The sequence below is a fragment of the Shewanella colwelliana ATCC 39565 genome, from assembly GCF_000518705.1.
In the GTDB taxonomy this organism is placed as follows: Bacteria; Pseudomonadota; Gammaproteobacteria; order Enterobacterales; family Shewanellaceae; genus Shewanella; species Shewanella colwelliana.
In genome coordinates this window covers 221,098-246,418 of sequence record NZ_JAEC01000006.1, presented here as the reverse complement: position 1 = coordinate 246,418, position 25,321 = coordinate 221,098, and the positions used below count along the sequence as shown (strand labels likewise).

The 25,321-nt window shown below is 46.5% G+C and carries 17 protein-coding genes; 8 read left to right on the top strand and 9 right to left on the bottom strand.

The window, feature by feature from the left end; translation table 11 throughout:
* The first annotated feature begins 25 nt into the window (after nt 1-25).
* On the top strand, nt 26-2,620 hold the full coding sequence (locus L876_RS0104450; protein WP_037427955.1) for an AAA family ATPase: 2,595 nt from the start codon (nt 26-28) through the stop codon (nt 2,618-2,620).
* Between the two features lie 365 nt (nt 2,621-2,985).
* On the opposite strand, the gene L876_RS0104445 is transcribed toward L876_RS0104450, so the two are convergent.
* The 4 genes from L876_RS0104445 to L876_RS0104430 all read right to left on the bottom strand — a co-directional run bounded on the left by L876_RS0104445 (nt 2,986) and on the right by L876_RS0104430 (nt 7,151).
* Nucleotides 2,986-4,287, bottom strand: coding sequence for a HipA domain-containing protein (locus L876_RS0104445; RefSeq protein ID WP_028762692.1), 1,302 nt, complete (start codon nt 4,285-4,287; stop codon nt 2,986-2,988).
* Between the two features lie 3 nt (nt 4,288-4,290).
* Nucleotides 4,291-4,527, bottom strand: coding sequence for a helix-turn-helix domain-containing protein (locus L876_RS0104440; protein ID WP_028762691.1), 237 nt, complete (start codon nt 4,525-4,527; stop codon nt 4,291-4,293).
* A 627-nt stretch (nt 4,528-5,154) separates the two neighbouring features.
* On the bottom strand, nt 5,155-6,804 hold the full coding sequence (gene groL / locus L876_RS0104435) for a chaperonin GroEL (RefSeq protein ID WP_028762690.1): 1,650 nt from the start codon (nt 6,802-6,804) through the stop codon (nt 5,155-5,157).
* A gap of 56 nt (nt 6,805-6,860) precedes the next feature.
* Nucleotides 6,861-7,151 carry a co-chaperone GroES gene (locus L876_RS0104430; RefSeq protein ID WP_028762689.1) on the bottom strand — a complete coding sequence of 97 codons (291 nt, stop codon included), beginning with the start codon at nt 7,149-7,151 and terminating at the stop codon, nt 6,861-6,863.
* A gap of 224 nt (nt 7,152-7,375) precedes the next feature.
* On the opposite strand from L876_RS0104430, the gene L876_RS0104425 reads away from it, so the two are divergent.
* Nucleotides 7,376-8,743, top strand: coding sequence for an MATE family efflux transporter (locus L876_RS0104425; RefSeq protein ID WP_028762688.1), 1,368 nt, complete (start codon nt 7,376-7,378; stop codon nt 8,741-8,743).
* Nucleotides 8,744-8,748: 5 nt separating this feature from the next.
* Nucleotides 8,749-9,399 carry a Qnr family pentapeptide repeat protein gene (locus L876_RS0104420; RefSeq protein ID WP_394229285.1) on the top strand — a complete coding sequence of 217 codons (651 nt, stop codon included), beginning with the start codon at nt 8,749-8,751 and terminating at the stop codon, nt 9,397-9,399.
* A 47-nt stretch (nt 9,400-9,446) separates the two neighbouring features.
* Here the strand turns inward: L876_RS0104420 and L876_RS0104415 are convergent, their stop codons facing one another.
* The gene (locus tag L876_RS0104415) at nt 9,447-10,391 is read right to left on the bottom strand and encodes a LysR family transcriptional regulator (protein ID WP_028762686.1); all 945 of its coding nucleotides are present in this window, start codon (nt 10,389-10,391) and stop codon (nt 9,447-9,449) included.
* Nucleotides 10,392-10,588: 197 nt separating this feature from the next.
* Between L876_RS0104415 and L876_RS0104410 the strand changes: the two genes are divergently transcribed.
* The 4 genes from L876_RS0104410 (at nt 10,589) to L876_RS0104395 (ending at nt 15,656) form a co-directional block, all read left to right on the top strand.
* Entirely contained in the window at nt 10,589-11,668 is a 1,080-nt protein-coding gene (locus tag L876_RS0104410) for an efflux RND transporter periplasmic adaptor subunit (protein WP_028762685.1), read from the top strand.
* Between the two features lie 3 nt (nt 11,669-11,671).
* A complete protein-coding gene (locus tag L876_RS0104405) occupies nt 11,672-14,767 on the top strand; it encodes an efflux RND transporter permease subunit (protein WP_028762684.1) in 3,096 nt (1,031 codons plus the stop codon).
* Nucleotides 14,768-14,934: 167 nt separating this feature from the next.
* A complete protein-coding gene (locus tag L876_RS0104400; RefSeq protein WP_028762683.1) occupies nt 14,935-15,261 on the top strand; it encodes a hypothetical protein in 327 nt (108 codons plus the stop codon).
* Nucleotides 15,262-15,302: 41 nt separating this feature from the next.
* Complete coding sequence (locus L876_RS0104395) at nt 15,303-15,656, top strand: hypothetical protein (RefSeq protein ID WP_028762682.1); 354 nt, start codon at nt 15,303-15,305, stop codon at nt 15,654-15,656.
* A 45-nt stretch (nt 15,657-15,701) separates the two neighbouring features.
* Here the strand turns inward: L876_RS0104395 and L876_RS0104390 are convergent, their stop codons facing one another.
* Nucleotides 15,702-16,007 (bottom strand): hypothetical protein, encoded by a 306-nt coding sequence (locus L876_RS0104390; RefSeq protein WP_037427952.1) that lies wholly within the window; start codon nt 16,005-16,007, stop codon nt 15,702-15,704.
* 161 nt (nt 16,008-16,168) lie between these two features.
* Here L876_RS0104390 and L876_RS0104385 point away from each other — a divergent pair, with 161 nt between their 5' ends.
* Entirely contained in the window at nt 16,169-16,816 is a 648-nt protein-coding gene (locus tag L876_RS0104385) for a hypothetical protein (protein WP_028762680.1), read from the top strand.
* A gap of 58 nt (nt 16,817-16,874) precedes the next feature.
* Here the strand turns inward: L876_RS0104385 and L876_RS0104380 are convergent, their stop codons facing one another.
* The 3 genes from L876_RS0104380 to L876_RS0104370 all read right to left on the bottom strand — a co-directional run bounded on the left by L876_RS0104380 (nt 16,875) and on the right by L876_RS0104370 (nt 25,005).
* Nucleotides 16,875-19,277 carry a zinc-dependent metalloprotease gene (locus L876_RS0104380; RefSeq protein WP_028762679.1) on the bottom strand — a complete coding sequence of 801 codons (2,403 nt, stop codon included), beginning with the start codon at nt 19,275-19,277 and terminating at the stop codon, nt 16,875-16,877.
* A 321-nt stretch (nt 19,278-19,598) separates the two neighbouring features.
* Nucleotides 19,599-23,306, bottom strand: a complete 3,708-nt coding sequence (locus L876_RS0104375; RefSeq protein ID WP_028762678.1) for a response regulator — start codon at nt 23,304-23,306, stop codon at nt 19,599-19,601.
* 304 nt (nt 23,307-23,610) lie between these two features.
* Nucleotides 23,611-25,005 (bottom strand): PhoH family protein, encoded by a 1,395-nt coding sequence (locus tag L876_RS0104370; RefSeq protein ID WP_028762677.1) that lies wholly within the window; start codon nt 25,003-25,005, stop codon nt 23,611-23,613.
* Between the last annotated feature and the right edge of the window lie 316 nt (nt 25,006-25,321).

The following is a 25,321-nucleotide window of genomic DNA, read 5'->3' as shown; positions in this document are numbered from 1 at the left end:
TCATAATTTAAATAGGCTTTTGAAAATGTCACAAGTTGCACAGGTTGTAGAATGGGTAAACCAAGACGGAAAGCCACTTTGGTGGCGTCACGCTATACGCTTAGCTTTAGGTTATGGGGAGATCAAACCTGAATTTGTTGATGTCTTATATAACCTTGCAAAGATGGAGTTTGGGCTCTTACAAAAAGATGAGATCTACCCATCAAATATATCACCAGTGGGAGTAATGGGGTTCGGCGTTGAAGAACACCCTATAAATCTACTTTCCGTCGGTATGGTTCGGAACGTTTCATCTCTTGTACCAGACCAAAACCTTAACTTTGACCCTAATGGTTTAACAGTCGTCTATGGGGACAATGGTGCAGGTAAATCTAGCTATGCAAAAATCCTAAAAAGCGCGTGTCTAACTCGTGGCGATGTCCCTAATATCCTTACAAATGTTTTCAAACCATCAACTGAAAAACCTCAAGCTACACTAAATTTTAATACAGCAGGTAGCGCACCTACCCCCTTTGTTTGGGAAAAAGATGGAGATGAAAGTCCAGAGTTAAAGTCCATTCGTATTTTTGATTCTAAGTCAGCAGTACATTACATATCCAAAGAAGATAGCGTTGAGTACAAACCAGCAGAACTCAAGTTACTTGATGAGCTAGTAAGTGTTTGTCTTGAGGTGAAAAGAAGACTTTTAGGTGAACAGAAGCATCATTCAGCACCGCACCCGATATTTGGATATAACCCATCGACTAAAGTTAATGCGTTTGTACAGTCACTAAATAATTTGCCTATTGCAGAATCAACCACAACTTTAGACTCTCACTGTGCAACAGATGAGGAAATAGCTCAAATAGAACCCTTAAAGCTAGAAATTGTCGAGTTAACAGGTAAAACGCCAGATCAATTGAAAAAGGAACTTGCAGGTAAGTACGGTCATCGAGAACCCATATATAAATTCATTAATAATTTGGTATTTCAGCTTAGTGACGGCAACTTGAGCGAAATAGGACGATTGTATGATGAACAGAAATCTAAAGTTGCTGCGGCAGAAACCATAAGGAGAACGACTCTCACAGGTTTACCTATTGGGGGAATTGGTGCTGAAGTTTGGAAACAAATGTGGAGGCATGTTGAAGGTTTTATAACTAGTCAAAATGGTTCCTTCCCTCCAGTTGCAGGTGAGAATTGCCCGACTTGTTTACAGGTTATAGATTCTGCAACAGCTGAACGTATGAAGGCATTCCACAATTACTTACAAGATCAGTCTCAAGTTGAAGCTCAAAAAGCAACTCAAGCATATCAAGCTCGTATACAGTTTATTCAAAACCTATCTTTCGATTTATCACCCTTCGCTGGAATTCTAACTGAAATCGAAGCCATAAAACCTGAAGTGATGGCTGCTTTAGGTGAACTGATGGGCCAACTAACCAAGCGTAGAGAATCTGTCCTAGCTACCACTCCATGTTTTATCCAGCCGCCGCTAATTCTTAGTGTACCAAGCTGGTTGAAAGCACAGTTGGATTCTCTCAAAGCTAAGATTGAAAGCGTGGCCGATGATGGTTCATTAGCTAGATCGCTTGCAGAGAAGAACTCACGACTGTTGGAGTTACAGGATAGACAAACAATACGCCAACAAAAACAATCCGTCTTAAATGAGATCAACAGACTTTACACTTTTCAGATGTTTCAAAATGCTCTAGCTAGTGTTGTACTCACGAGAGTAACTTCGTTTACATCGGTACTTAGTAATGCAGGTGCAATCGGTCAGTTAAAAGTTGTGTTTGAAAGCGAGTTGTCAGCATTAGGTTTTAAATCTTTTCCTGTCGAAACTAAAACTCGTGGTTCAGCAGGTGAGCAGAAGTTGAAGTTGGCTATTTCGAATATAACCTCTACAAAGATCTCAGATATAGCCAGTGAGGGTGAACAAAAATGTATTGCCTTGGCAGGCTTTATGTCCGAGTTAACAATCGATAATCGTAAGTCAGCAATTATCTTTGATGACCCTGTAAACTCACTAGACCACAAATGGCGTAGGTTGTTTGCAAAACGGATAGCCTTAGAATCTCTGCACCGCCAGGTAATTGTATTAACTCACGATTTACCATTTCTAGTCATGTTGAGAGAAGCAGCAACAGAGACTTCGTTTAACTTATTGCATATTGCTCAGAGAGGCCCATATTCTGGTTTCCCTGTTGGCCGTCTACCATGGGATGTAACGTCCACAAGAGAACGAATAGCTTCCCTACGCCAGCAAGTTGATGCTCTAAGAGCATACTGTAAAGATTTAGAGAACTTCATAGAGGAAGACTATAAAGAGAAAGCTAGATACGTCTATGGGAAGTTGCGAACCACTTTAGAGCGACTCATTGAAGAGTGGCTAATTGGCGATATTGTTCAACGTTTCAGTAGAGATGTCCGAGTAACGATGATCGCTAAGCTGTTGAAAATTAGCGAGTCAGAAATAGCTTTTATTACTGCCATCTATGACAAATGTTGTTGCTTCCTTGATGCCCACGATAACCCAGCTAATGCAGGTGTAGTGCCTATGCCTGACATTGACGAACTAAATCAAGACATCGAACAATTGGCTGCATTTTTTAAGGAAGTAAAAAATAGCAGAAAGTAACCTTATCATCACCTCACGAATCTTGAACGAAAAGTTCTAGCTTTTGTAAAGCCATTAGCCATTAAAAACCCGACACTTTTACCAGTCTCGGGTTTTCTTTTTAGGTTTTGATCTTAGCTTTTAAACTAAAAAACAGAGGCCTATGGGGTAGACGTTTTTACGTAGGATAAATCGCTTTAGAGCAAGGCTTCTTGCCACAACGTTTAGTTTTTCATAAACGAGTGGCAAAATAACGCAGAGCACTCACTCTCCTTAAAGCAAAAAGCTCCGACATCGCTAGATGTCAGAGCTTTTTGCTTTAGGCTTTTAAGCTTAAGACCAGCAGAGCATTTTACGTGCTATAAATCTTGTTAGAGCAAGGCGTTCTACAGCTCTATATCTTTGATATCGAGTGCCATAGCTAAGTAGCGCTCACACCTTGCTAATAGCTGTTTTCTATAAGCATGGACAAAATCTTGTTCGGCCTTATCAAGCGCGGGGAGCATAGCGATAACCTCATCTATGGTTTGGGTTATCTTGGTCGCCATTTGAGTTAAATTATTCACTAATAAAGCCCTTGGCAAGCCTATCTCATCAATAAATGCGGCGAGCTGATAGGCATAAATCTTGTTGGGATCGAACTCATCATCAATCGCCATTGCCAACTCTTGCTCAAAATCATCGTACAGCGCGACACATACCAAGTCGTACCACGGCGTAGGCACGAGGCCTTCTGGCGTCATAAAGAATGAGTAGTTTTTGCCGTGGGCATCGGCATTGCCGCTCAGTAAATTAAATAACGCCCACTGCAACATATCTTGCTTAGCGGCGGCAGGATTAGCGCACTGACTCGCTAGACTAAACAGCCTTGCGAAGCTAACGCCCTCACGGATATCTTTTACATCGCGGCCAGTACCAAAATTACGCTCATACTTTTTGTTAACGCTAAAACCGAGTGTTTGACAACTATCGATGATATGCCTTCTCAGCACTTTTTGCTCATCTGGCAAATAGCGGCGATCAAAACGCTCAACACATAGCGCCTTATATTCGCCAAAGTAGCTGATATCGACATTGGCCACATTCATTGAGATGGCCTTAGCCAACCGCATAGTCAGAAATTCATTGATCACTAAATGCTGGTGCTTTTCGAACTTGAGAATATGGGTCGAAGAAAGCGCACCTTCAGCAAAACCAAATGCTTCACCGTTATAGAACAGGTTTAATTTTGACTGCACACCCGCTACCGATAGCCTTGGTTTGCCGTCCCAGACCTCCATTGGCCAGCTATCTGGATCCTCGAGTCGCTTTATTACTTCAGCGTCGCTTATTTCTCGAAATGAGTTAGCAGGCAATAATACGCCTTGAGGAGCAAAGGCAATTGCACCTGCGGTATCTAAACCGATGCCACGAATAAGCGCGAAGGTATTGCCCCTAGACACACCTAGCGATTCAACCAGATAGTCGAGCCCTTTGTTCTCAGGCAATAAATTAGCCAAGAACATGGCTATTTGGTTACTACGCCCACTGCCATCTAGCGGAATCATGGGTGATATGGGAAAACCATTTTGCTGCCACTTATCGGTATAGCTAACGGCAAATGTCTCGGTATCAGGGTCGAACGACAACTCACCAATAATGCGATCGCCCAGATGCATATCCAGAACAAGCTTGACTGAATCGGTCATAAACTAGTACCACCCACTCGCGTTTTCACTGCTTTTTTGCTTAGCAACAATAGTGACGCCCAATCCATCAAGGATTTTAAACAGGGTAGAGATATAAACATCTTCACCTTTCTCTACTCGGATCAACGTCTTTTTAGTGACACCGCACAACATCGCCGCCACCTCTTGGGTCAGTCCTGCTTTTTTGCGGTTTTCTTTAACCAGTGATCCCAAGGATTGTTGATTTAGCGAAGATGCCATAACGTAAATTCCGTAAGATTAACTAAAAGTGTACTTCAATACACTTTAGCCCTAACTATTCGATGATTCAACATTAAAGTGTAGCTTCATACACTTTAGTGGAGTTTAGCGTTTCGATACCACATAAAGTGTAACTTCGTACACCTTTATTATTACCCAGCCATTAATCGGCCTAAAAGTGTAGTAATTTACACCTTTAGAGCTAGCCCAAACCGCTCACTCACCTTACTCAATTTCAGCTAACAAAAAGCCCCGATACTCAAAGTATCGGGGCTTTCTCTATTCTTTTACAAGAAGTTTGGTTTCAGGCTGTGAGGCTTAAGACCAGCAGAGCATTTTACATGGTATAAATCTTGTTAGAGCAAGGCTTCTTGCCACGACGTTTAGTTCTCTGCTAACACCTTACAAGCATGTGGCAACACAACGCTACTCACTCTCCTAAAAGCAAAAAGCTCCGACATCGCTAGATGTCAGAGCTTTCATTTGGCTTTAGGCTGTTAGGCTTAAGACCAGCAGAGCATTTTACATGGTATAAATCTTGTTAGAGCAAGGCGCTTTACCGCGACGTTTAGTACACTAAACGAGTGGTGAAGCAACGCAGCTATCACAGATTTAGGCCCGTAAAATTTACATCATGCCGCCCATACCGCCCATACCACCCATTCCACCCATGCCGCCCATATCGCCAGCACCAGCTTCTTGAGCAACTTCGCCCACCATAGCTTCTGTTGTGATCATTAGGCCTGCAATAGATGACGCGAACTGTAGCGCGCTACGCGTCACTTTAGTTGGGTCAAGGATACCCATCTCTAGCATGTCACCGTAAGTGTCGTTACCTGCGTTGTAACCGTAGTTACCAGAGCCGTTCTTCACGTTGTTAGCAACAACTGACGCTTCTTCACCAGCGTTAGTAGCGATTTGACGTAGCGGGGCTTCCATAGCGCGTAGTGCGATAACCACACCGTGCTTTTGGTCTTCGTTTAATACTTCAACTTCGCCAATCTTGCTCGCTACACGTATTAGTGCAACACCACCACCAGCTACGACACCCTCTTCAACGGCGGCGCGGGTCGCGTGTAGTGCATCTTCTACGCGGGCTTTTTTCTCTTTCATTTCAACTTCAGTGGCTGCGCCCACTTTGATCACTGCAACACCGCCGGCAAGTTTAGCCATACGCTCTTGTAGTTTCTCTTTGTCGTAGTCAGAAGTTGACTCTTCAGCTTGGATCTTGATCTGTGCAACGCGAGATTGGATCTGCTCTTGCTCACCATTACCGTCGATGATAGTGGTGTCATCTTTAGTGATGATAACGCGCTTAGCCGTACCAAGGTCTTCTAGGGTCGCTTTTTCAAGCTCTAGGCCAATCTCTTCAGCAATGACAGTACCGCCAGTTAGGATAGCGATATCTTGTAGCATGGCTTTACGACGGTCGCCAAAGCCTGGTGCTTTAACCGCTGCGACTTTAACGATACCGCGCATGTTGTTTACAACTAATGTTGCTAATGCTTCGCCTTCAACGTCTTCGGCAACGATAAGCAGTGGCTTACCAGTTTTTGCTAAACCTTCAAGGATAGGTAGTAGTTCACGGATGTTTGATACTTTCTTATCAACCAACAAGATGAATGGGCTTTCTAGCTCTACGCTGCCGGTTTCTGGCTTGTTGATGAAGTATGGAGATAGGTAACCACGGTCGAACTGCATACCTTCAACGACGTCGAGTTCGTTTTCGAGTGCTTGACCTTCTTCAACTGTGATAACGCCTTCTTTACCAACACGCTCCATCGCTGTTGCGATGATTTCACCGATTGACTCGTCAGAGTTAGCAGAGATAGTACCTACTTGAGCGATAGCTTTAGTGTCGCTGCACTCTTGAGATAGGGTTTTAAGCTCAGCAACGGCGGCGATAACCGCTTTGTCGATACCGCGCTTAAGATCCATTGGGTTCATGCCCGCAGCAACGGCTTTTAGGCCTTCAGTTACGATTGCTTGTGCAAGTACGGTTGCAGTAGTGGTACCGTCACCGGCGGCATCGTTGGCTTTAGAAGCAACTTCTTTCACCATTTGTGCGCCCATATTTTCGAACTTGTCTTCTAGTTCGATCTCTTTTGCTACTGACACACCATCTTTAGTGATAAGCGGTGCACCAAAGCTTTTGTCTAGTACTACGTTACGACCTTTAGGGCCTAAGGTAACTTTTACTGCGTTAGCCAGTACGTTTACGCCTGCTAGCATTTTTACGCGAGCGTCATTACCAAAAAGAACTTCTTTAGCTGTCATGTTCTGTATCCTTTAAAAAAATTGGGTTTAACTGGGATAGAAAGTAACTTAGTGGATTATTCCACTACAGCCATTAGATCTGCTTCAGATAGGATCAAGACTTCTTCGCCGTCGATCTTCTCTTTTTTCACGCCGTAACCTTCATTGAAGATAACTGTGTCGCCAACCTTAACGTCTAGAGGTTGTACGCTACCGTTCTCAAGAATTCGGCCATTGCCTACTGCAAGGACTACACCGCGAGTTGATTGCTCAGCAGCACTACCTGTAAGTACGATGCCACCGGCAGATTTTGATTCAACTTCAGAACGCTTAACAATGACGCGGTCATGTAATGGACGAATATTCATCTATGGACTCTCCTAATGATTTTTTTGCCCAACAAACGTTGGCGGTTTTTCAAAGTAATACGACATAAGCCTTATGTCGTCTGATGTTTGGTTATATGGGGGTCGCTGCATCAAGATCCAAGGGCTTTACAAAAAAAATCTCATTTTTTTTAACTCGGTTTTATAAAATATCAGCCAATCCTGATAGAATTGCCCTCCTTCTGTAATCTAGGCAATCCACTTTAATGAGAGACAGACACGGGCTGCTCAGCCAGCCAATCGGTCGTGTACTGCTAAACATGAGCCTCCCTAACCTGATTGGTATTTTAACCATTCTTGGGTTCAGTCTTGTGGATACCTTTTTTATCAGTCAGTTAGGCACTGAAGCATTAGCGGCTATTAGTTTTACCTTTCCTGTAACCTTAGTGATCTCTAGCATTGCCATTGGCATTGGGGCTGGGGTGTCGACCAATTTAGGGCGACTCATTGGCAGTGGTAACAGTGCCAAGGCTAAGGTGTTTCTGCACGACGCCCTACTGATCACCTTTTGGTTGACGGCAGGGCTGTCACTGCTAGGTAGCCTCTGTATTGGCCCGCTGTTTACCTTGCTTGGCGCTAACGATTCTAGCTTGCCGCTTATACGCGACTATATGTTTTTATGGTACCTCGGCGCGCCATTGCTGGTGCTACTAATGGTGGGTAACCAGGGGTTACGCGCCACGGGCGATACCAAATCACCCGCTAAGATTATGGCGCTGGCCGCCATCATCAATTTAGTGCTCGACCCCCTACTGATTTTTGGTCTTGGACCATTTCCACGTTTAGAGATCCAAGGTGCGGCCATTGCAACACTTATCTCTTGGGTCGTTGCGCTGTCGCTGTCGGGTTACTTACTGATTATTAAACGTAACTTGGTTGAGTTTGCCGAGTTTAATCTTGAACGTCTGCGCTGTAACTGGCGCCAACTGGCTCATATTGCTCAGCCAGCAGCCTTAATGAATCTGCTTAATCCTGTGGCTAATGCTGTCATTATGGCGATGTTGGCGCGTATCGATCACAGTGCTGTGGCCGCCTTTGGGGCCGGAACGCGCTTAGAGTCAGTGCTGTTAATTGCCGTGATGGCGCTGTCATCGAGCTTAGTGCCTTTTATTGCCCAAAACCTTGGCGCTGGCCAGACCGAACGAGCCCGTGATGCCCTGCTGTTGTCGCTTAAGTTTGTGCTGGTGTTTCAAACCTTGCTCTATCTGCCACTGCTATTTTTGGCCACACCAATTGCCGAATTATTTAGTAGCGACCCTCAAGTGATTGAATGGCTGACCTTCTATATTATTGCCCTCCCTGCCGCCTATGGCCCGCTGGGAATGGTGATTCTAATGGCTACTTCCCTTAACGCCTATCATCGCCCAATGAGCTCACTCGTGCTCAATCTGTGTCGGTTATTTTTACTCTTGCTGCCATTGGCCGCATTAGGCTCCTACTTAGGCGGAGTTAAGGGATTACTGCTGGCATTGCCTATCACTAATACTCTTATGGGCATCGCCTGTTATATCTTGGCCAAACGGATCAGCGAACCGAATAAAAGCCCAGATCATGTGGAGCTGATTAAGCGATGAGCTTGATGACGAAACAACATTTTGTCGACCATGATTTCAGTGGTGAAGATCTGCAAGCGCACCACTTTCAAGATTGTCAGTTCTACCGCTGCCAATTTAACCATGCAGACCTGAGTGATTGCCAGTTTGAACGCTGCCAGTTTATTGAAAGCGGCGACCTTATTGGTTGCAGCTTTAGCTACGCCACCTTAATCAATGCCAGTTTTAAGCAGTGTAATCTGAGCATGGCAACCTTTACCGGTAGTCGCTGTTTTGGCGCCGAGTTTCGCAACTGTAACTTACAAGGTAGCGACTTTCATCGCGCCAGTTTCACCAACTACATCACCCAGAAAAGCTATTTTTGCAGTGGGTTTATTACTGGCTGCAACTTGGCCTACAGTAACTTTGATGGCGTACTCCTTGAAGCGTGCGAACTGTTTGATAACCGCTGGCGCGGCGCTAATTTAACGGCTGCTTCAATGAAGGGCGCAGACCTCAGTGGCGGGGAGTTTAGCCCTGAGCAGTGGGGCAGTTTTGAGCTGCGCGGCGCCAACCTCACCCGAGTCGAACTCGACGGCTTAGATCCACGCACAGTGGCGCTTGAGGGCGTGATGATTAATCAATGGCAACAAGAGCAACTACTTGCCCCCTTCGGCCTCATTATCAGCGCCGATTAATACCCTAGTTAGGCTCAACGTTTATGGCCTTAATCCAAGGTCATATTCTAGATCAGGGGCTTAATAGCGCCTTTGGTTTTGGCTTGTCGATCGCAGGCACCATTTTGAATACATGTCTCTAACGCCAACATCATATGGTCGATAAATCGTTGACTCGCTAAGCTAATAAAACGCCGTGAGGGATAAACCAAGAAACACTTACCTTCATAGGGCTCCACGTCTTCAAATAGCATCACTAATTTGCCGTTTTCCACATACTCTTGTGCAATAGGCAGTGGCATCATTGAGATCCCTCGCCCCATTAAAGTCGCTTCTAAACAGGTGCCCAAACTGTTCACACACAGGTTGCCAGTTACCGACAGAGTTTTCTCTTTACCAAAGGGGACCTCGTTAAAAATTCGGCCATTAGGGTAGCGGAACAAAATGGAGTTATGCGCGGGTAACTCCTCTGGCGTGAGGGGTTTACCCGCTCTCTCTAGATATTCTGGGCTAGCAAAAAAATGCACGGTTTCATCAATTATGTGTCGTGCCACCATCTCATTTTCGTTAAAGGCATCTTCGAGCATAAAGGCTAAGTCGATGTTGTTTCTTATCATATCCTTAGGCTCAGAGCTGACGATAATTTCGACGGTTAACTCTGGGTTGAGATCCATAAACTCAAAAATAGCGTGGGTAATGTGCAGAATCTCGGGGATGGGGAAAATCAGAATGCGTAAATGACCGGCAACTTGTGCCTCTTGGCCAGACAGCTCCGATAGGGTTTGTTCCAATGTCGCCAACATTGGCGTAGTTTTATCGTAAAAATGGCTGCCAGACGCCGTTAAGGTCATGGCCCGACTCTGACGATGGAACAGCTTCACATTGAGTTCATCTTCTAAGGCTTGCAAGCGGCGACTTAGGGTCGACTTAGGTAAGTTTAAAATATCTGCAGCCTCCACTAAACTGCCAGTTTCGACAATACGGTGGAACAGCGCAATATCTTCAGTTTTCATGGTGACATCTCAAAATAGGATAAATGGGGGCCATTCTGCCCTTTTACTTTGCACACACTCACAAGGGTAAATCAAGTAAACTCAGTTTCATTTTGTGGAACCCATAGCTCCATATAATTCCATTTTACTCAACAAATAGTCCTGTTATCGTTGCCACAACTTTGATACATCTTGTCACAACGCATGGGATTTACGTTATGAAACACCTGACAACCTCTCTTTCACTAATGGTATTGACCATTATACTTGCTGGCTGCAGCGCGGAATCCTCTGAGGTGACGGTGCCGACGGTTCGACCTGTTAAGCTTTTGGAAGTGAAGGATGTCAATGCCACGTCATTGCGCACATTTCCCGCTAAAGTTGCCGCAACCCAACAAGCAGAGCTATCATTTCGCCTGTCGGGGCAACTCGTTGAGTTTTCACTCATTGAGGGCCAACGTGTCAATAAGGGCGATACACTCGCGCGCCTTGATGACCGCGATGCACGCAATACTTTACTTAACCGAGAGGCCGACCATGAACTCGCCGCAGCGGACTTTAAACGCAAAGGAGCACTGCTACGCCGTGAGTTAATCTCTCAAGCTGACTATGACTTGGCTAAAGCACAACTCAAATCGGCAGCAGCAAACCTTGCTAGCGCGCAAGATCAGCTTAGTTATACGGTGATTAAGGCCCCTTTTAACGGCACAGTGGCCAAAACCAACATAGACAATCATCAAATAGTTCAAGCCAATCAACCTGTGTTACTGCTGCAAAAAGATCGCTTTATTGATGTTGTCATTCAAGTGCCTGAATCGCTCGCTAGCCAAGTGACACGCTTTAACCCTAATACTCCCTTTCTGCCTAGCGTGGTGTTTAGTCACTCTCCTGAGCACAGCTACCCTGCTCGCCTAAAGGAGTTTGCCACCCAAGTAACGCCGGGCAGCCAGAGTTATGAAGTGGTGTTTACGCTCCCAGTGCCACAAGATATTAGCGTGTTACCAGGCATGAGTGCCCAGCTCACCATCGACTTGTCACACAACGAAAACCACAAAGTGGTTACCCTACCTGCCAGTGCAATAATTAAACGCGACCTAGACGGTGAAACCATTGTATGGACCTATAACAGTGATACGGGTGCCGTGCAGGCAAAAGTGATCACCCTAGGTAAAGTCACCACCGATGGCATTGAGGTGCTCAATGGAATAGAGGTTGGCGACAAAGTAGTTGTGGCGGGCGTGCAATACCTTAAAGACGATCTGCAAGTTAAGCCTTTGCATTGGCAGCGAGGGGTTTAGTCGATGAATTTTGCTGAGTATTCAATCACCCACAAAGTCGTCAGTTGGATGTTTGCGCTGCTACTGCTGATTGGCGGTAGTCTCTCCTTTTTTAATTTAGGACAGTTGGAATTTCCTGAGTTCACCATTAAGCAAGCACTTGTGGTCACCGCCTACCCCGGAGCATCACCCGAGCAGGTCGAAGAGGAGGTGACACTGCCACTGGAAGATGCCTTGCAGCAGCTCGATGGCATCAAGCATATCACCTCGATTAATAGCGCAGGCTTGTCTCAAATAGAGATTGAGATTCAAGAAAACTATGGCGCGAGCGAACTGCCGCAAGTGTGGGATGAGGTTCGCCGTAAAGTGAACGATGCCAAAGGCATCCTCCCCCAAGGCGTCATGGAGCCAGAGGTTATTGATGACTTTGGTGATGTGTATGGCATCTTGCTCAACTTAAGCGGTGAGGGCTACAGCGATCGCGAATTACAAAATTATGCCGACTTTCTTAGACGCGAGTTAGTTCTGGTAAAGGGCATTAAGCGGATCAGTATTGCTGGCGCGGTTGATGAACAAGTCGTGGTAGAAATTTCCACCCAAAAGATCAATGCACTCGGACTCAACCAAGATTATATCTATGGCCTGATTAACAGCCAAAACGTGGTGTCCAATGCTGGCAGTATTAAGGTGGGTGATAATCGTATCCGTATTCATCCAACCGGTGAGTTTGATAGCACCAATGCGCTCTCACGCTTAGTTGTCAGCCCTCCTGGGAGTGCAAAACTCATCTATTTAGATGATATTGCAGACATCTACAAAGACTTAGATGAGGTGCCCACCACCCTTTATCATGGTGCAGGACAAAAAGCCTTATCCGTAGGCATCGCCTTCTCTGGTGGGGTCAATGTGGTTAAGGTGGGTGAGGCGTTAAATGAGAAAATTGCCGCCTTAGAGGGTGAGTTGCCGTTAGGCATGAGCCTCACCACGGTATATGACCAAAGCAAAATGGTGGATCAAACCATCAATGGTTTTTTGATTAACCTCGCGGAATCGATCGCTATCGTTATTGGCGTACTATTGATCTTTATGGGGGTTCGCTCCGGCATCTTAATGGGGCTGGTACTGCTGCTGACGATACTGGGCACCTTTGTGGTGATGAATGTACTCAATATTGAGCTGCAGATCATCTCCTTGGGGGCACTAATCATCGCGTTGGGGATGTTGGTTGACAATGCCATTGTGGTGACCGAAGGGATATTGATTGGCATTAAGCGGGGTCAAACTCGTCTTGAAGCCGCCAAGCAAGTGATCACCCAAACCCAATGGCCATTATTAGGGGCCACGATCATCGCGATTATCGCTTTTGCGCCCATTGGCCTATCAGATACTGCCACGGGTGAGTTTTGTGTATCGCTGTTTCAGGTGTTGTTGATATCACTGTTTATTAGTTGGCTGACGGCGATGACACTGACCCCCTTTTTCTGCAACCTGATGTTTAAAGATGGTATCACTGAAGAAGACAATGATCGCGACCCATACAAAGGCTGGTTGTTTAATCTCTATCGCGTCAGCCTTAACCTAGCGATGCGTTTTCGCGCTCTGACTTTGTTGGTGGTGGTCGTGGCGTTGATGGGCTCTGTCGTTGGATTTGGCCATGTGAAGAATGTCTTCTTTCCGGCATCGAACACCCCTATATTTTTTGTTGACGTTTGGATGCCAGAAGGCACAGACATTAAAGCGACAGAGGCCCTATTGGGACGCATTGAGCAAGATCTGTTATCTCAACAAGCCAGCGAAGATAGGGGCCTGGTTAATATCACCACTGTCATCGGTCAAGGAGCACAGCGTTTTGTACTGCCCTATGTGCCTGAAAAAGGTTACAAGGCTTATGCCCAACTGCTGATTGAGATGACCGACCTCACCACGCTTAATCGCTATATGCGCAGCCTTGAACAGGAGTTGAGCCTGAGTTATCCAGAAGCCGAATACCGCTTTAAGTATATGGAAAATGGCCCTAGCCCAGCGGCTAAGATTGAGGCTCGCTTCTATGGTGAAGATCCAAAAATACTGCGACAACTTGCCCATCAGGCAGAAGCTATTTTTAAAGCTGAACCAAGCGCTACAGGCGTACGCCACAACTGGCGGAATCAGGTAACACTGATACGTCCGCAATTGGCATTAGCCCAGGCACGCGAAACGGGCATCAGCAAGCAAGATATCGACAATGCCTTGCTCACAAACTTTAGTGGCAAACAGATAGGTCTATATAGAGAGAACAGCCACTTGTTACCCATAGTGGCACGTGCACCGGCCAGCGAACGTTTAAATGCCAACAGCGTGTCTGAGTTACAAGTGTGGAGCTCAGAGAACAACCTGTTTGTACCGATTAGCCAAGTGGTGTCGGACTTTAGTACAAAATGGGAGAATCCACTGATCATGCGCCGCGATCGCAAGCGCGTACTCGCCGTGTATGCCGATCCGATAAATGGTTCCGATGAAACCGCCGACTCTGTGTTTAGAAAACTTCGTCCCAAGATTGAAGCCATGGCACTGCCTGCTGGCTATGAGCTGGAATGGGGCGGCGAGTATGAGACTTCAACCGAAGCTCAAGTATCGGTGTTTAGCTCTATCCCACTGGGTTATCTGGCCATGTTCTTGATTACAGTATTGCTATTTAACTCAGTCAGACAACCGTTAGTGATCTGGTTTACTGTGCCACTGGCGCTAATTGGTGTGGTGTCTGGCCTGTTACTCTTTGATGCCCCCTTTAGTTTTATGGCACTGCTGGGACTGCTTAGCTTAACCGGTATGATTATTAAAAATGGCATTGTGTTAGTGGACCAAATAAACCTTGAACTGTCACAGGGTAAAGCAGCGTATCAAGCGGTTGTCGATTCATCGGTGAGCCGGGTTAGACCCGTATTGATGGCGGCCATCACCACCATGCTAGGTATGTTCCCCTTACTGTCAGATGCATTTTTTGGCTCCATGGCGATCACCATTATTTTTGGTCTTGGCTTTGCCTCTGTGTTGACCTTAATAGTATTACCTGTGACCTACACCTTGCTCTTTGGCATCTCCCACCCTGCGGGTAACAGGAGGTCACTACCACAAAACTAATCCGAAACTCGCTTCCCGGCGCGCCCAGCTCTCTTGAGCTGGGCTTACATTATTACTGCTTAGCCACTGCTGTAAAAATCCTTGTCATGATTACGACTATCTTAGCTCGTCGCTTTGCGATACATTTTGCTCATCAAGTAGAAAAAGAGCACAAATGAGGAGCCAAAATGAAAGCGACCTTAATATTACTCTTAGCCTTAGTTAGTAGTATCGCCCATGCAACAGAGCATGAGGAGCAAAGTACCCAACAGCAGATAGGCGCTATGGTGCAATCGCTAGCAGTCGCCATCGACTCCCCTTCAGCTAAATCGGTTGAGGTTATTGCTAACTATGGCACCGATTCGCGCTATTATGTGATGATTCGCGGCTGGTTAGTACAGGAGCTGGCTGGGGTCGAAAGCCAACTGGCAGCACAGGGCGCTCAGGCCGAACCACAACTGATTGTTAAAGCCAAACATCTACATACCGCACTTCGTCGTATCGACTTAGAGTAATCAACCACCTTAATGCAACGGACCGAAATAAAGAGAGCAGCATGAATAAAGCCGTTACCGCCGCACTGATGTCGGCGCTGGTCTGCCCCGGCAGTGGTCACTTTTACCTCAAACGCTATAACACGGGTACGCTTATCTCATTTTTAAGTTTATCGGGTTTGGTCTATCTACTTTATAAAGCGGTTGAGCGAGCGCAAGCTATCTCTGATCGCATTCTATCAGGCGAAATTCCGTTAGATTTTAATGTGATCTATCAGCAGATAAGTCAAGTGCCGCCAGGCGATAGTGGCCTGCTAATCAATTTGGCAACCCTAGCGTTTATCGCCGGTTGGGTGGTGGGAATTATTGATGCCTACCGTATTGGCAAACAGTTGGATATTGCGCAAGCTAGCTAGCAAAGGAGCCGATGCTCCCTTTGCTGCGTTCATCAATCAATGCGGTTAGCTGGGGCGGCTCGCCGCAACCGTTTTAGAAAAATCATGCTGAGTTGAAACGGCATTGTCTGAACAATGGGGACTAGCGTTATTGTAGCTAAAGTCATACTGGCGATTAGCAGCGGTTGTCTTAGAGAAATCATGGCGGGTGGTGCGCTGCACAATATAATTTTTCTTTATCGGTTGATTATCGGCAAATCGATAATCGGATTGTGCTGCAACGGTTTTAGAAAAATCAGGCCTTTCGGCAAGGGCTGCAGGGGATAATAACAGAGAGGCTATCACTAGGGTCGCGCTGGCTAACAATTTCATCATGTACTCCAATCTTATTGACCACATTAAGTTAACAAGTATATTACCTTAACCACCCATTTTTATGAACGCGATCACACAAATCTATGCAAATTGATACATTTTCGACCGACGGCATTGGCTTTGGTAACTGTAATCAGTAATTGATAAATCAGACGCCCATGGGTAATACCAATGGCAACATCGCGGACTGTTTAGACCGTGGCACACTTAAGGATGAGTCCCTCTCAACTCATAAAGAGGGATTAAATAAGGAAATTGATATGGCTAACCTGTTTAAACTCGGCGTGATAATGATCGCCTGCTATTTTGGCTACCAACATTGGTTCGCCGCATTCCCGTTAGAGGAATATCGACTCACCTCTGTCCCTGTGAGACTCGATATTTTGCCAGCGCCTAAGGTATCACGAACTCAGAATAATCAAGTTGATTTTGAGCTACTCGATAGTCAGCACCACCGAGATAACTCGCTGACCATGCTTGTTATGTCATACCACTCAAGCATGGATCGTTTCGAAGCGGAGGATTTAGAGTTCCTTCCCTATGAGATTGAGAAATACAGCCCAGTAGGAAACACATTTGGCGGCCTAAATGCGATGACAGAAGAGAGCATCATCGACCGCGGCTACATCAACACCGATGGCATGCGCGGTTATCAGCTAGTCATGAAGCTAGAACCACAACAGATAAATCTTATCCAGCATATCTATATCGTTGATGAGCATCTATTGGTACTTATGGCGGGTTATCAATCTGAACGTGAAGAGAAGACCGCGAAGAACTTTCTTAATTCGGTGCAGTTTCTCTAAGAGAAAAACATTGAAAAGCCCCTGTAATAACTAACCGTATCACAGGGGCTTTAATGGGTTAAATAGGTGAACCTGGCGGCATGGTTAACGGTGTTTGAATCAGCTTAACCTTGCTGTCACTAAGCCCCTTCTCTAGTGAATGCCTGAGCCATTCAAAATGCGCCGCTTCATAGGCGCTGCTGCGTTTAACTTTGCGGCTCAACTGTTTCTGCGCGTAGTTGATACGGTCAAACAGCTGCGCCTTAACTTCAGACGTCACCGTGTCACTGTGATAGCTAGCCAGTAACTCATCAAGCACTACAGCATTAACCCGCATCCACACACCAAGCTCACTGCCATTGGGAATATCACTATAGAGTGTCGCAGCCATCAACTTGTTCACTAAGCTCACCACAGAAAGCTGCTCCTTATCGAACAAGAAACCTTGATTAACTCGGTTGAGCCGCTGTGGAGTCAGTAGCTGTTTAACGGTGTGACGACTTAACACCTCAGCCATGCCTAGTGGGTCGGTGATCACCCCCAATGATGAATCGAAGCTTTCACGCGTTGCCTGATAATTACCCGCTTTAGGCACTAAGGCGTCGAGTAGCTCAGTAGGGATTGTCAGGGCACTGGGCGCTAAGGTGGCCAACAAACTGTCTAGCGCGCCCTGTTGTAACTCGGGTGCCAGATAATGCCAGCTATGCCCTGCGACACCCTCAGCATAACTATAATCGGTACCACCGATAAACTTCGCCGCAGCGGTAATTTGATAGCGATTGAGCAGATAGATAGGCACAAAGGCATCACTGAGTTCAGCAACGGGTTGATCGGCAAGCAGTGCACGGGCTGAAAACTGGCTAATCGCGACTCCGCGCACTTGCGCTAAACGATTAAGCTCTACCACGGGATCGCTACCGTTATCCCACAGGCTGGCGTAGGCATGGCTAGCTCCCGGAGAGCGCGAGTCGGCTTCACCAATAAAGCGTAACCCCTGAGCTTCGGCCTCTTGCATCAGTTGAGCCTGTTTTACCGCTTGGCTCGTTTCACTCCACTGGCCATAACCATAGGCGACGGCGAACTTATCCCACACCCCGATACCTTCATCATAAGGCACTGAGATATCGATGTTATCGCCATTGAGTGTCACTTTAGGGTGAGGGTAATCCATCACCGATGAATTTTGATTGCTTGATGCGGCAAAATTATGATCTAAACCTAAGGTGTGCCCGACCTCGTGGGCCGATAACTGACGAATTCGCGCTAATGATAAAGCCATTGACGCCTCCTCAGCGGCAGCTCTATCTTCCCAACCTGCGGTAAGGCCGCGAGCAATAAGGTGATCTTGCCGAACGCGTTGACTACCTAAAGTCACGTGACCTTTGATAATTTCACCGGTTCGCGGGTCTGCAATGGCACTGCCATAAGACCAGCCACGAGTCGCACGATGCACCCACTGAATCACGTTATAGCGAATATCTTGTGGGTCGGCGTCTTCAGGTAATAACTCCACCTTGAAACCATTGATGAAGCCCGCCTCAGTAAAGGCTGCTTCCCACCAACGAGCCCCTTCGAGTAGTGCAGTGCGAATAGGCTCTGGCACACCGGGATCGAGGTAATAGATAATGGGCTTAACCACCTCTGATGGCGCGTCCTCCGGAGTGACTTTCTCGAGACGATGACGCAGCAGGTGTCGCTTAACGATATCTTGATTCACCTCAGTGCCATAATCGAGATAGTCATCGGACAGGTAACCACTCATGGGGTGATAAGGCCGTGCTTTAAAATCTGTGTCTGGCAGGGCAATAAAGGAGTAACGCAACCGCAGTGACAGATGTTTACCATCGGGGGTGACTTGCGCCACTTGCTCACCCGATTTCGCGGCGTTGAAGGTGAGTAACACATCGACATCGCTATTGCGCTCAAACGACTTTACTCCTTCAGGCAGAATCAATGACTTCTCTTTATCGAGACGATAGCTGCCCTGCTTGGTTTGTTCGAGCACATCACTAATGCCGTGCAGATCATTGACGACTAAATCATTAATGGATACCAACGCGCGCTTACCAGGAGTGATTTTTCCCCGCCACAACACGGACTCGGCAAAGGCCTCTTTGACGGCGCGCTGTTCGGCAGCATTATCTGTGCTGGCCCGATAATCGGTATTAAGCTGCTTTAAAATGAGGTATGGACCATGGCGTTCAAACTGCACCATACGGGTGAACCCCAATTGGCCACGGTCTAGCCCGATATCATTAGAGCCCACGCCATGGGGCAAACTGGTCAGTAGCAAAAAAGGCTGATTTAAACGATTGGCTTCGAGGTACAAGTCACCAGACTGTTTTTCATAAAAGAGATTGATAAACCCTTCGGCGATCTGGCTGGCTTTGACGATTTTGCTACTGTTATCGGTGGCAGCCACGGCGTTGACGGCTGGAGTGATGGCTAATGCGATGGCCAGCGCTATCGTAGAGGGTTTCATGCATGCTCCTAATCTTGGCATTTAGTTGTGAATTTTTATTTGCCTGTGTGCAATGCCTAGCTTAACAGTTATTTTCCTTGCCTCAAGTGCAAATATTTCAAGCATTACCCTCTATTGTAGAAAGTATATTTGTTCGGTTGGATAACGCTCAAAGCCTGCATTTAAGAGGCTTTGGCTTATACGCATCAGTATAAAGGTGTGAGTATGATGCTTTGGGTGCAATGCCAAACCCGCCACATTAGCAGGTGATCAAGGGATACTTGTTGCAGAGGAGTGGATAACAAAAGGGAGCCAAAGCTCCCTTAAATAGTGAGCTGTTGACTATGGGTTTTGATTAATCCAATGCGTCAGTGTATCGAACAACTCATTAAGTACTATTGGTTTAGTAATATGGGCATTCATACCTGCCGCTAGGCTCTTTTCTCTGTCGCCGGACATGGCATGCGCTGTCATGGCAATGACAGGAAGCTCCTGCTGTGAGTATCGTTCTCGCAGCGCTTTGGTGGCGGTTAATCCGTCCATCACTGGCATCTGAATATCCATCAATACCGCGTCATAAGGTTTGCTGTCGACCATATCTAACGCAATTTGACCATTTTCCGCCACGTCAACTTCATAGCCAGCACTCTTGAGCAACTCTGTCGCTACTTGCTGATTAATAAAGTTATCTTCAACCAGTAGAATCAAACCCGATACTTGACTATCACGCTCTTTAACCGGCTCTTTTGCCAGCTCAATAGCAGGATTAAGCTTAGGTTGGTCGACAAAGGCAGAGATAATCTCATCGAACAGGGCCGATGCTTTAAATGGTTTTTGCAACATGGCATAAATGGCTAAATCATCGAGATCTTCTTTTAGCGGCTCAGATGCATAGGCTGTCATCATAATGATCACCGGCCGCTTACTGATACGGCCATCGGCCACCATCAGATCCAGCTGCTTTATCACCTCAACCCCATCCATCTCTGGCATCATCCAGTCAAGCAAGAGTAGATCAACCGGACGACGCTCAAGCTTATAGAGGGCTTCGGCGCCAGTTGACGCCGTATCCACATCGAAGTGGAAGTCACGCATTGCGGTCGAATATATCTGTAACGCCGTGGGATTATCGTCAACCACTAAAGTGCTCAGGTTACCCATGCCTTCTGGTACAACTAAAGGCTTCACCTTCGCTTCTTCGGCAATTTCAAAACTGATGGTGAAACTGAACGTACTACCAACGCCCATTTCACTCTCTACCTGCATGGTGCCACCCATCATCGAGACGAGATGCTTACTGATTGACAGCCCAAGTCCCGTGCCACCATAGTTGCGCGTGGTGGAGCCGTCGGCCTGTGCAAAGGCATCAAATAAACTCTCTTGCTGCTCTTTACTGATACCGATTCCAGTGTCGCGTACCCAGAACTTGAGAGTGATACGATGATCTCGCTCTCCCACGTCTTCACAACCTAGTTCAATCTCACCCGTCTTGGTGAACTTCACCGCATTGCTGAGCATATTAATCAGCACTTGCCCTAAACGCAGCGGATCGCCTTCGAGGATCAATCCTGCAGTCACTGGCGCATACAAAAGCAGTTCAACCCCTTTTTCTTGCGCCTTAAGCGCATTGAGGTCAAGCGCGTGGTCTAAGACTTTGTCTAGTGGGAAGGCGACTCGCTCAAGCTCTAGCTTGCCCGCCTCGATTTTAGAGAAATCAAGGATATCGTTGATAATGCGTAGCAGTGATTGCGCAGAGAATCCCGCTTTATCGAGATAATCGGCTTGCTGTGGTGTCAGCGAGGTACGCTGTGCCAACTGCACCATACCGATAATGGCATTCATGGGGGTACGGATTTCATGGCTCATGTAGGCCAAAAACTCACTCTTATACAGGTTAGCGGATTCCGCATCCTGTTTAGCCTCAAGTAGCGCCACTTCGTTACTCTTATGTCGAGTAATATCTTTGTGAGTTCCCACCATACGTTTAGGCTGATTATCACTGGTGAATTCCACCACCCGGCCCCGACTAAGCACCCAGTGATACAAGCCACTCTTGCCGCGCATTCTAAACTCGATATCGTAGGCACCAATAGGATCGGCAAGATACTGCTCGCGGTACTCTTCGACCCGAATGCGATCGTCTGGATGAATCAGATCATCGATAGTAGAGACCAAGGGGGGGAACTCATTACTCTTATAGCCGAGCATCGAGTAGTAAGCCGGATTACAGATGATCTGCTCTGAGTCTAAATACCAATCCCATAGACCATCTTCTACCGCATCCATGGCCAAGTGATAACGCTCTTCACTTAAACGTAGCTGTTCAGCTGACTCATATTCTCGGGTTACATCACGCCACACAGCAATCAAACCCAGTAGCTCGCCACGACGGTTATAGAAAGGAATTTTGAGAGTATCGAGCAATACAGGTTTACCCGCCAACTCAACTTTCTCTTGATAACGAAGTGGCGTGCGCTCAGACAATACGCGCTCATCTTCAGCGCGAATACGCACTGACTGCTCGTTGCTGGTCATGGTTTTAGAGTCCTGACCTATCATCTCGCTTTCGGTATAGCCCAGCATCCGCTCTGCTGACTTGTTACACCCTAAATATTTACCCTCTTTGTCCTTAAAGACAATCGCCTCTGGTATAGAGTCCAGCAGCGAACGTAGCAATGCATACTCTCTCTCGCGCCGCTCGGTGGTCTCTTTCAAACGCTCGGTACGGCGGGCCACCAACTTGTCTAATCGACGGTTCTGCTCCGCAAGATGACGGGTATATTGCTGGTTCTCTTCAAAAATTCGACTGACCAACTGGAACCAAGGCTCCCATCCTTGAGTGATCTTCTCTGGCGGTTTGCGCGGCTCTTGAGAACAGCCCTCTAAGTGAGTGAGTAGTCGCGAAGCAGGGCTCACAAATGAGCGGCGTGTCTGCCAATGAACGATGGTCACCAAGACTGACAGGGCGATAACCACCAGCAAGAAGGTCAGCTCGAGTTTCTCCCAAGAATCTTTAAACAGTTCATTTTCGTCTTGCAGATACAACAAACGCCATGGCGCATTTTGCAGCGCCACTGAGTGAATATAGTAACCGTTGCGCATAATGCCTTCATGGGCATCAAACAATTCCGACTCCGGCACTGAGTGCAGCGCTGACGGGATCTTCTGACTAATGTGATACACCCGGTTAAAGTCACCAGTGTCGATATCACTGTGAGACAATATGTTGTTTTGCTGATCAAGCAGAATCACTGTGCCCGGCATCTTAAAGTAGAGACGGATCTGTTTTGCCAGGGAAGAGAGCGTCATATCTAAATTGATTGAACCAATAAACTCATCTTCAAGGTAGATGGGAACACCTAAGGTGGTCAGTAAGCCTTTGTCTGTCGGCTCAACATAGGCGGGGCTCCAAAACACACTGCGCTGCGGGTTCATAGCTGGTGTGGCTAACTGAAATTGGTTTTTGTTGAGCAGTTCTTCACGAAATCGTTGTTCATCCGATGGCCATGGGTAGTAGGACATCATGCGGTGTTTGGAGATATAGTAGATAGATGACGCTTTAGGGGCTGCTTCAGTCGCGACAGGGAATGAGAGTGATAATTCGAACAGCATTTCAAGCTCTTGGTAAAACTTATCACTGCGGCCGTTGAGTGAACCCGCACCTGTGATGCGCCCCATATTGGTAAAGGGCTTACCACTGGTAGCGTAGCTAGGTTCTAAGGTAAAGAACTGGCCACTTTCATTAAATTTCTCATATTGCGGCAGTCGTTCAGTACGCACCAACTCACCGAGTTTTAAATGGTCAACCGCCACATTTCGTAAACTCTTTACCGCGCGAATACTGGACTCAAGTAACAAATCAATCTGCAATACATGACGCTCAACCAGCTCTTCACGCTGGCTCATCATCTGGGTCTTTTGCCGTTCAAAAAACATCCACGCCGTCAGCAAGGCCATAATAATTACACCTATGTAAGTGTAAAATACGGCGCGGTTATAGTTTTTTTGTATGGGAGACTTAAGCTGTAAGTCCGGCTCTGTCGATTTCATTCATTACCTTTGAGAACAAGTGCCTGCCACCATCAATCCATATCATGGCACAACATATTGCTCTTATAGTATCAGGAAGCCAGAGCTTTGGAATACAAACTACAACCGGCTTGAGTAAAACTTAAATAATTTGTGAGCACTACAACGCAAAAAGACTCCAATTGATGGAGTCTTTAACACCAGGCGCTTAGATTGATAATGCGCCGCATTAAATCGCTAACATAAACGGCTCAATGACACTTTTTTAGAACATCCACAACTGACAACATCTGGATACCCCTGAATTGATGTCAGCAGATGGTTATTACAAGTTCTCCTCGGCAAACTCGGCTAAACGAGAACGTACGACCCCATTGAGATAAACATTAGCACTGCCCTCAAAGTTCTTAAATCGCTCCACAATGTAAGTTAACCCCGAGGTCACCGCAGTGAGGTAGTTAGAGTCTATCTGCGCTAAGTTACCGCTACAGATAAGTTTAGTACCCTCTCCCATACGGGTGATCATGGTTTTGATTTGTGATGCCGTTAGATTTTGACACTCATCGAGTAACACCACAGAATTTTGAATCGAACGGCCACGCATAAAGTTAATCGACTTAAACTGGATATTGGCTTTATCCATGATGTAATTCATGCTGCCAGTGGGGTTAACATCGTTTTTATGTAACACCTCTAAGGTATCGGTAATTGCAGCCAACCATGGCGCCATCTTCTCCTCTTCTGTGCCCGGTAGGAAACCAATAGACTCGGCAATTTCAGGCGTGTTACGGGTAACAATCACTTTGTCATATAGCCCCCGTTCAACCACCATCTCCAAGGCTGCGGCCATTGCTAGCAATGTTTTACCGCAACCAGCAGGGCCGGTGAGAATGACCAAATCGATATCGGGATCAAGTAACGCCTGCAGCGCCATCCCTTGATAGATATTCTTCGGCCGAATCCCCCAAGCATCCAAATGCAGCAGTCGATCGCGGCCGAGATCGAGTATCTCAAGTTCTTGAGTATCATTGCTTAACACTCGGCCACAAAAGTTTGAGTCTTCATCGATGAGGTACTGATTGGTATAGAAGTTTTCATTACCGACTTCGGCAAGGGGGATTTTGTGCACCGTATGCCGGCCCTGCCCCTCGGTCGCAACGTGCTCTTTGCGTGCCCAAAAATCACCACCAAACTGATGGAAACCTTTAGCAAGAAAGCGAATGTCATCGATAAGCTGATCGGTACGGTAATCTTCTACTTGAGTGATACCAGCACCTTTGGCCTTGAGGCGCATATTGATATCTTTGGTGACGAGCACCACTTTACGGGGCGCATGCAAGGTTTGCAGGTGCAGTGCAGTATTGATAATACGGTTGTCATTGTTATCGCCGGGAAGCGATGCTTGAGTAAATTCGAGTTGGTGATCGGGGAATATTGAGAGGGAACCAACAGCGTCGCCGTGGCCTTCACGTTTAGGCAACTTCACTCCATTAATAATCTCTTCTGGAGTGGTTTTGCCACCGAGGATATCCTCCAACGCTCTAATAGCGACTCTGGCATCTCGGCTTACGTCTCGCTTTCTATCTTTTATCTGGTCGAGCTCTTCCAGAACGGTCATGGGGACAACTACATCATGCTCTTTAAACGAATAGATAGCTAAAGGTTCATGCAGTAACACATTGGTATCCAGTACAAACAACTTCTTGTCGTCTTGTTCCATGGCGCCTCCACTTGTGCGTAGGGTTGATTTTTTGGCTTAGGTTATGACTCCAACTATTAAGGGTGACGGATCAAATCAAAATTGAACCAACATTATGTTCAAATCCATACTGACACCAAACCGATTTTGCTTCAATCGGAAACTTGTTACTTAGAGTATAGGCAGCCACTTTGAGACTCACAGCCCAGCATGACAAAAAGATGACAAGCCACCCCACCAATTTACAATTGGATAATTTGTAATCTATCCCGTTAGCCATTAGGCTTTTAAGCTGAGCAGCGGCGCGGTATTTGTGTTCGACATCATAGCCTCGATT

Excerpts from the sequence above, each read along its gene's own strand:
- L876_RS0104430 (WP_028762689.1), bottom strand. The coding sequence starts at position 7,151 with ATGAATATTCGTCCATTACATGACCGCGTCATTGTTAAGCGTTCTGAA.
- L876_RS0104420 (WP_394229285.1), top strand. The coding sequence starts at position 8,749 with ATGACGAAACAACATTTTGTCGACCATGATTTCAGTGGTGAAGATCTG.
- L876_RS0104370 (WP_028762677.1), bottom strand. The coding sequence starts at position 25,005 with ATGGAACAAGACGACAAGAAGTTGTTTGTACTGGATACCAATGTGTTA.
- L876_RS0104380 (WP_028762679.1), bottom strand. The coding sequence starts at position 19,277 with ATGAAACCCTCTACGATAGCGCTGGCCATCGCATTAGCCATCACTCCA.
- L876_RS0104390 (WP_037427952.1), bottom strand. The coding sequence starts at position 16,007 with ATGAAATTGTTAGCCAGCGCGACCCTAGTGATAGCCTCTCTGTTATTA.
- L876_RS0104375 (WP_028762678.1), bottom strand. The coding sequence starts at position 23,306 with ATGAAATCGACAGAGCCGGACTTACAGCTTAAGTCTCCCATACAAAAA.
- L876_RS0104395 (WP_028762682.1), top strand. The coding sequence starts at position 15,303 with ATGAATAAAGCCGTTACCGCCGCACTGATGTCGGCGCTGGTCTGCCCC.
- L876_RS0104445 (WP_028762692.1), bottom strand. The coding sequence starts at position 4,287 with ATGACCGATTCAGTCAAGCTTGTTCTGGATATGCATCTGGGCGATCGC.
- L876_RS0104415 (WP_028762686.1), bottom strand. The coding sequence starts at position 10,391 with ATGAAAACTGAAGATATTGCGCTGTTCCACCGTATTGTCGAAACTGGC.
- groL (WP_028762690.1), bottom strand. The coding sequence starts at position 6,804 with ATGACAGCTAAAGAAGTTCTTTTTGGTAATGACGCTCGCGTAAAAATG.
- L876_RS0104405 (WP_028762684.1), top strand. The coding sequence starts at position 11,672 with ATGAATTTTGCTGAGTATTCAATCACCCACAAAGTCGTCAGTTGGATG.
- L876_RS0104385 (WP_028762680.1), top strand. The coding sequence starts at position 16,169 with ATGGGTAATACCAATGGCAACATCGCGGACTGTTTAGACCGTGGCACA.
- L876_RS0104450 (WP_037427955.1), top strand. The coding sequence starts at position 26 with ATGTCACAAGTTGCACAGGTTGTAGAATGGGTAAACCAAGACGGAAAG.
- L876_RS0104425 (WP_028762688.1), top strand. The coding sequence starts at position 7,376 with ATGAGAGACAGACACGGGCTGCTCAGCCAGCCAATCGGTCGTGTACTG.
- L876_RS0104440 (WP_028762691.1), bottom strand. The coding sequence starts at position 4,527 with ATGGCATCTTCGCTAAATCAACAATCCTTGGGATCACTGGTTAAAGAA.
- L876_RS0104400 (WP_028762683.1), top strand. The coding sequence starts at position 14,935 with ATGAAAGCGACCTTAATATTACTCTTAGCCTTAGTTAGTAGTATCGCC.
- L876_RS0104410 (WP_028762685.1), top strand. The coding sequence starts at position 10,589 with ATGAAACACCTGACAACCTCTCTTTCACTAATGGTATTGACCATTATA.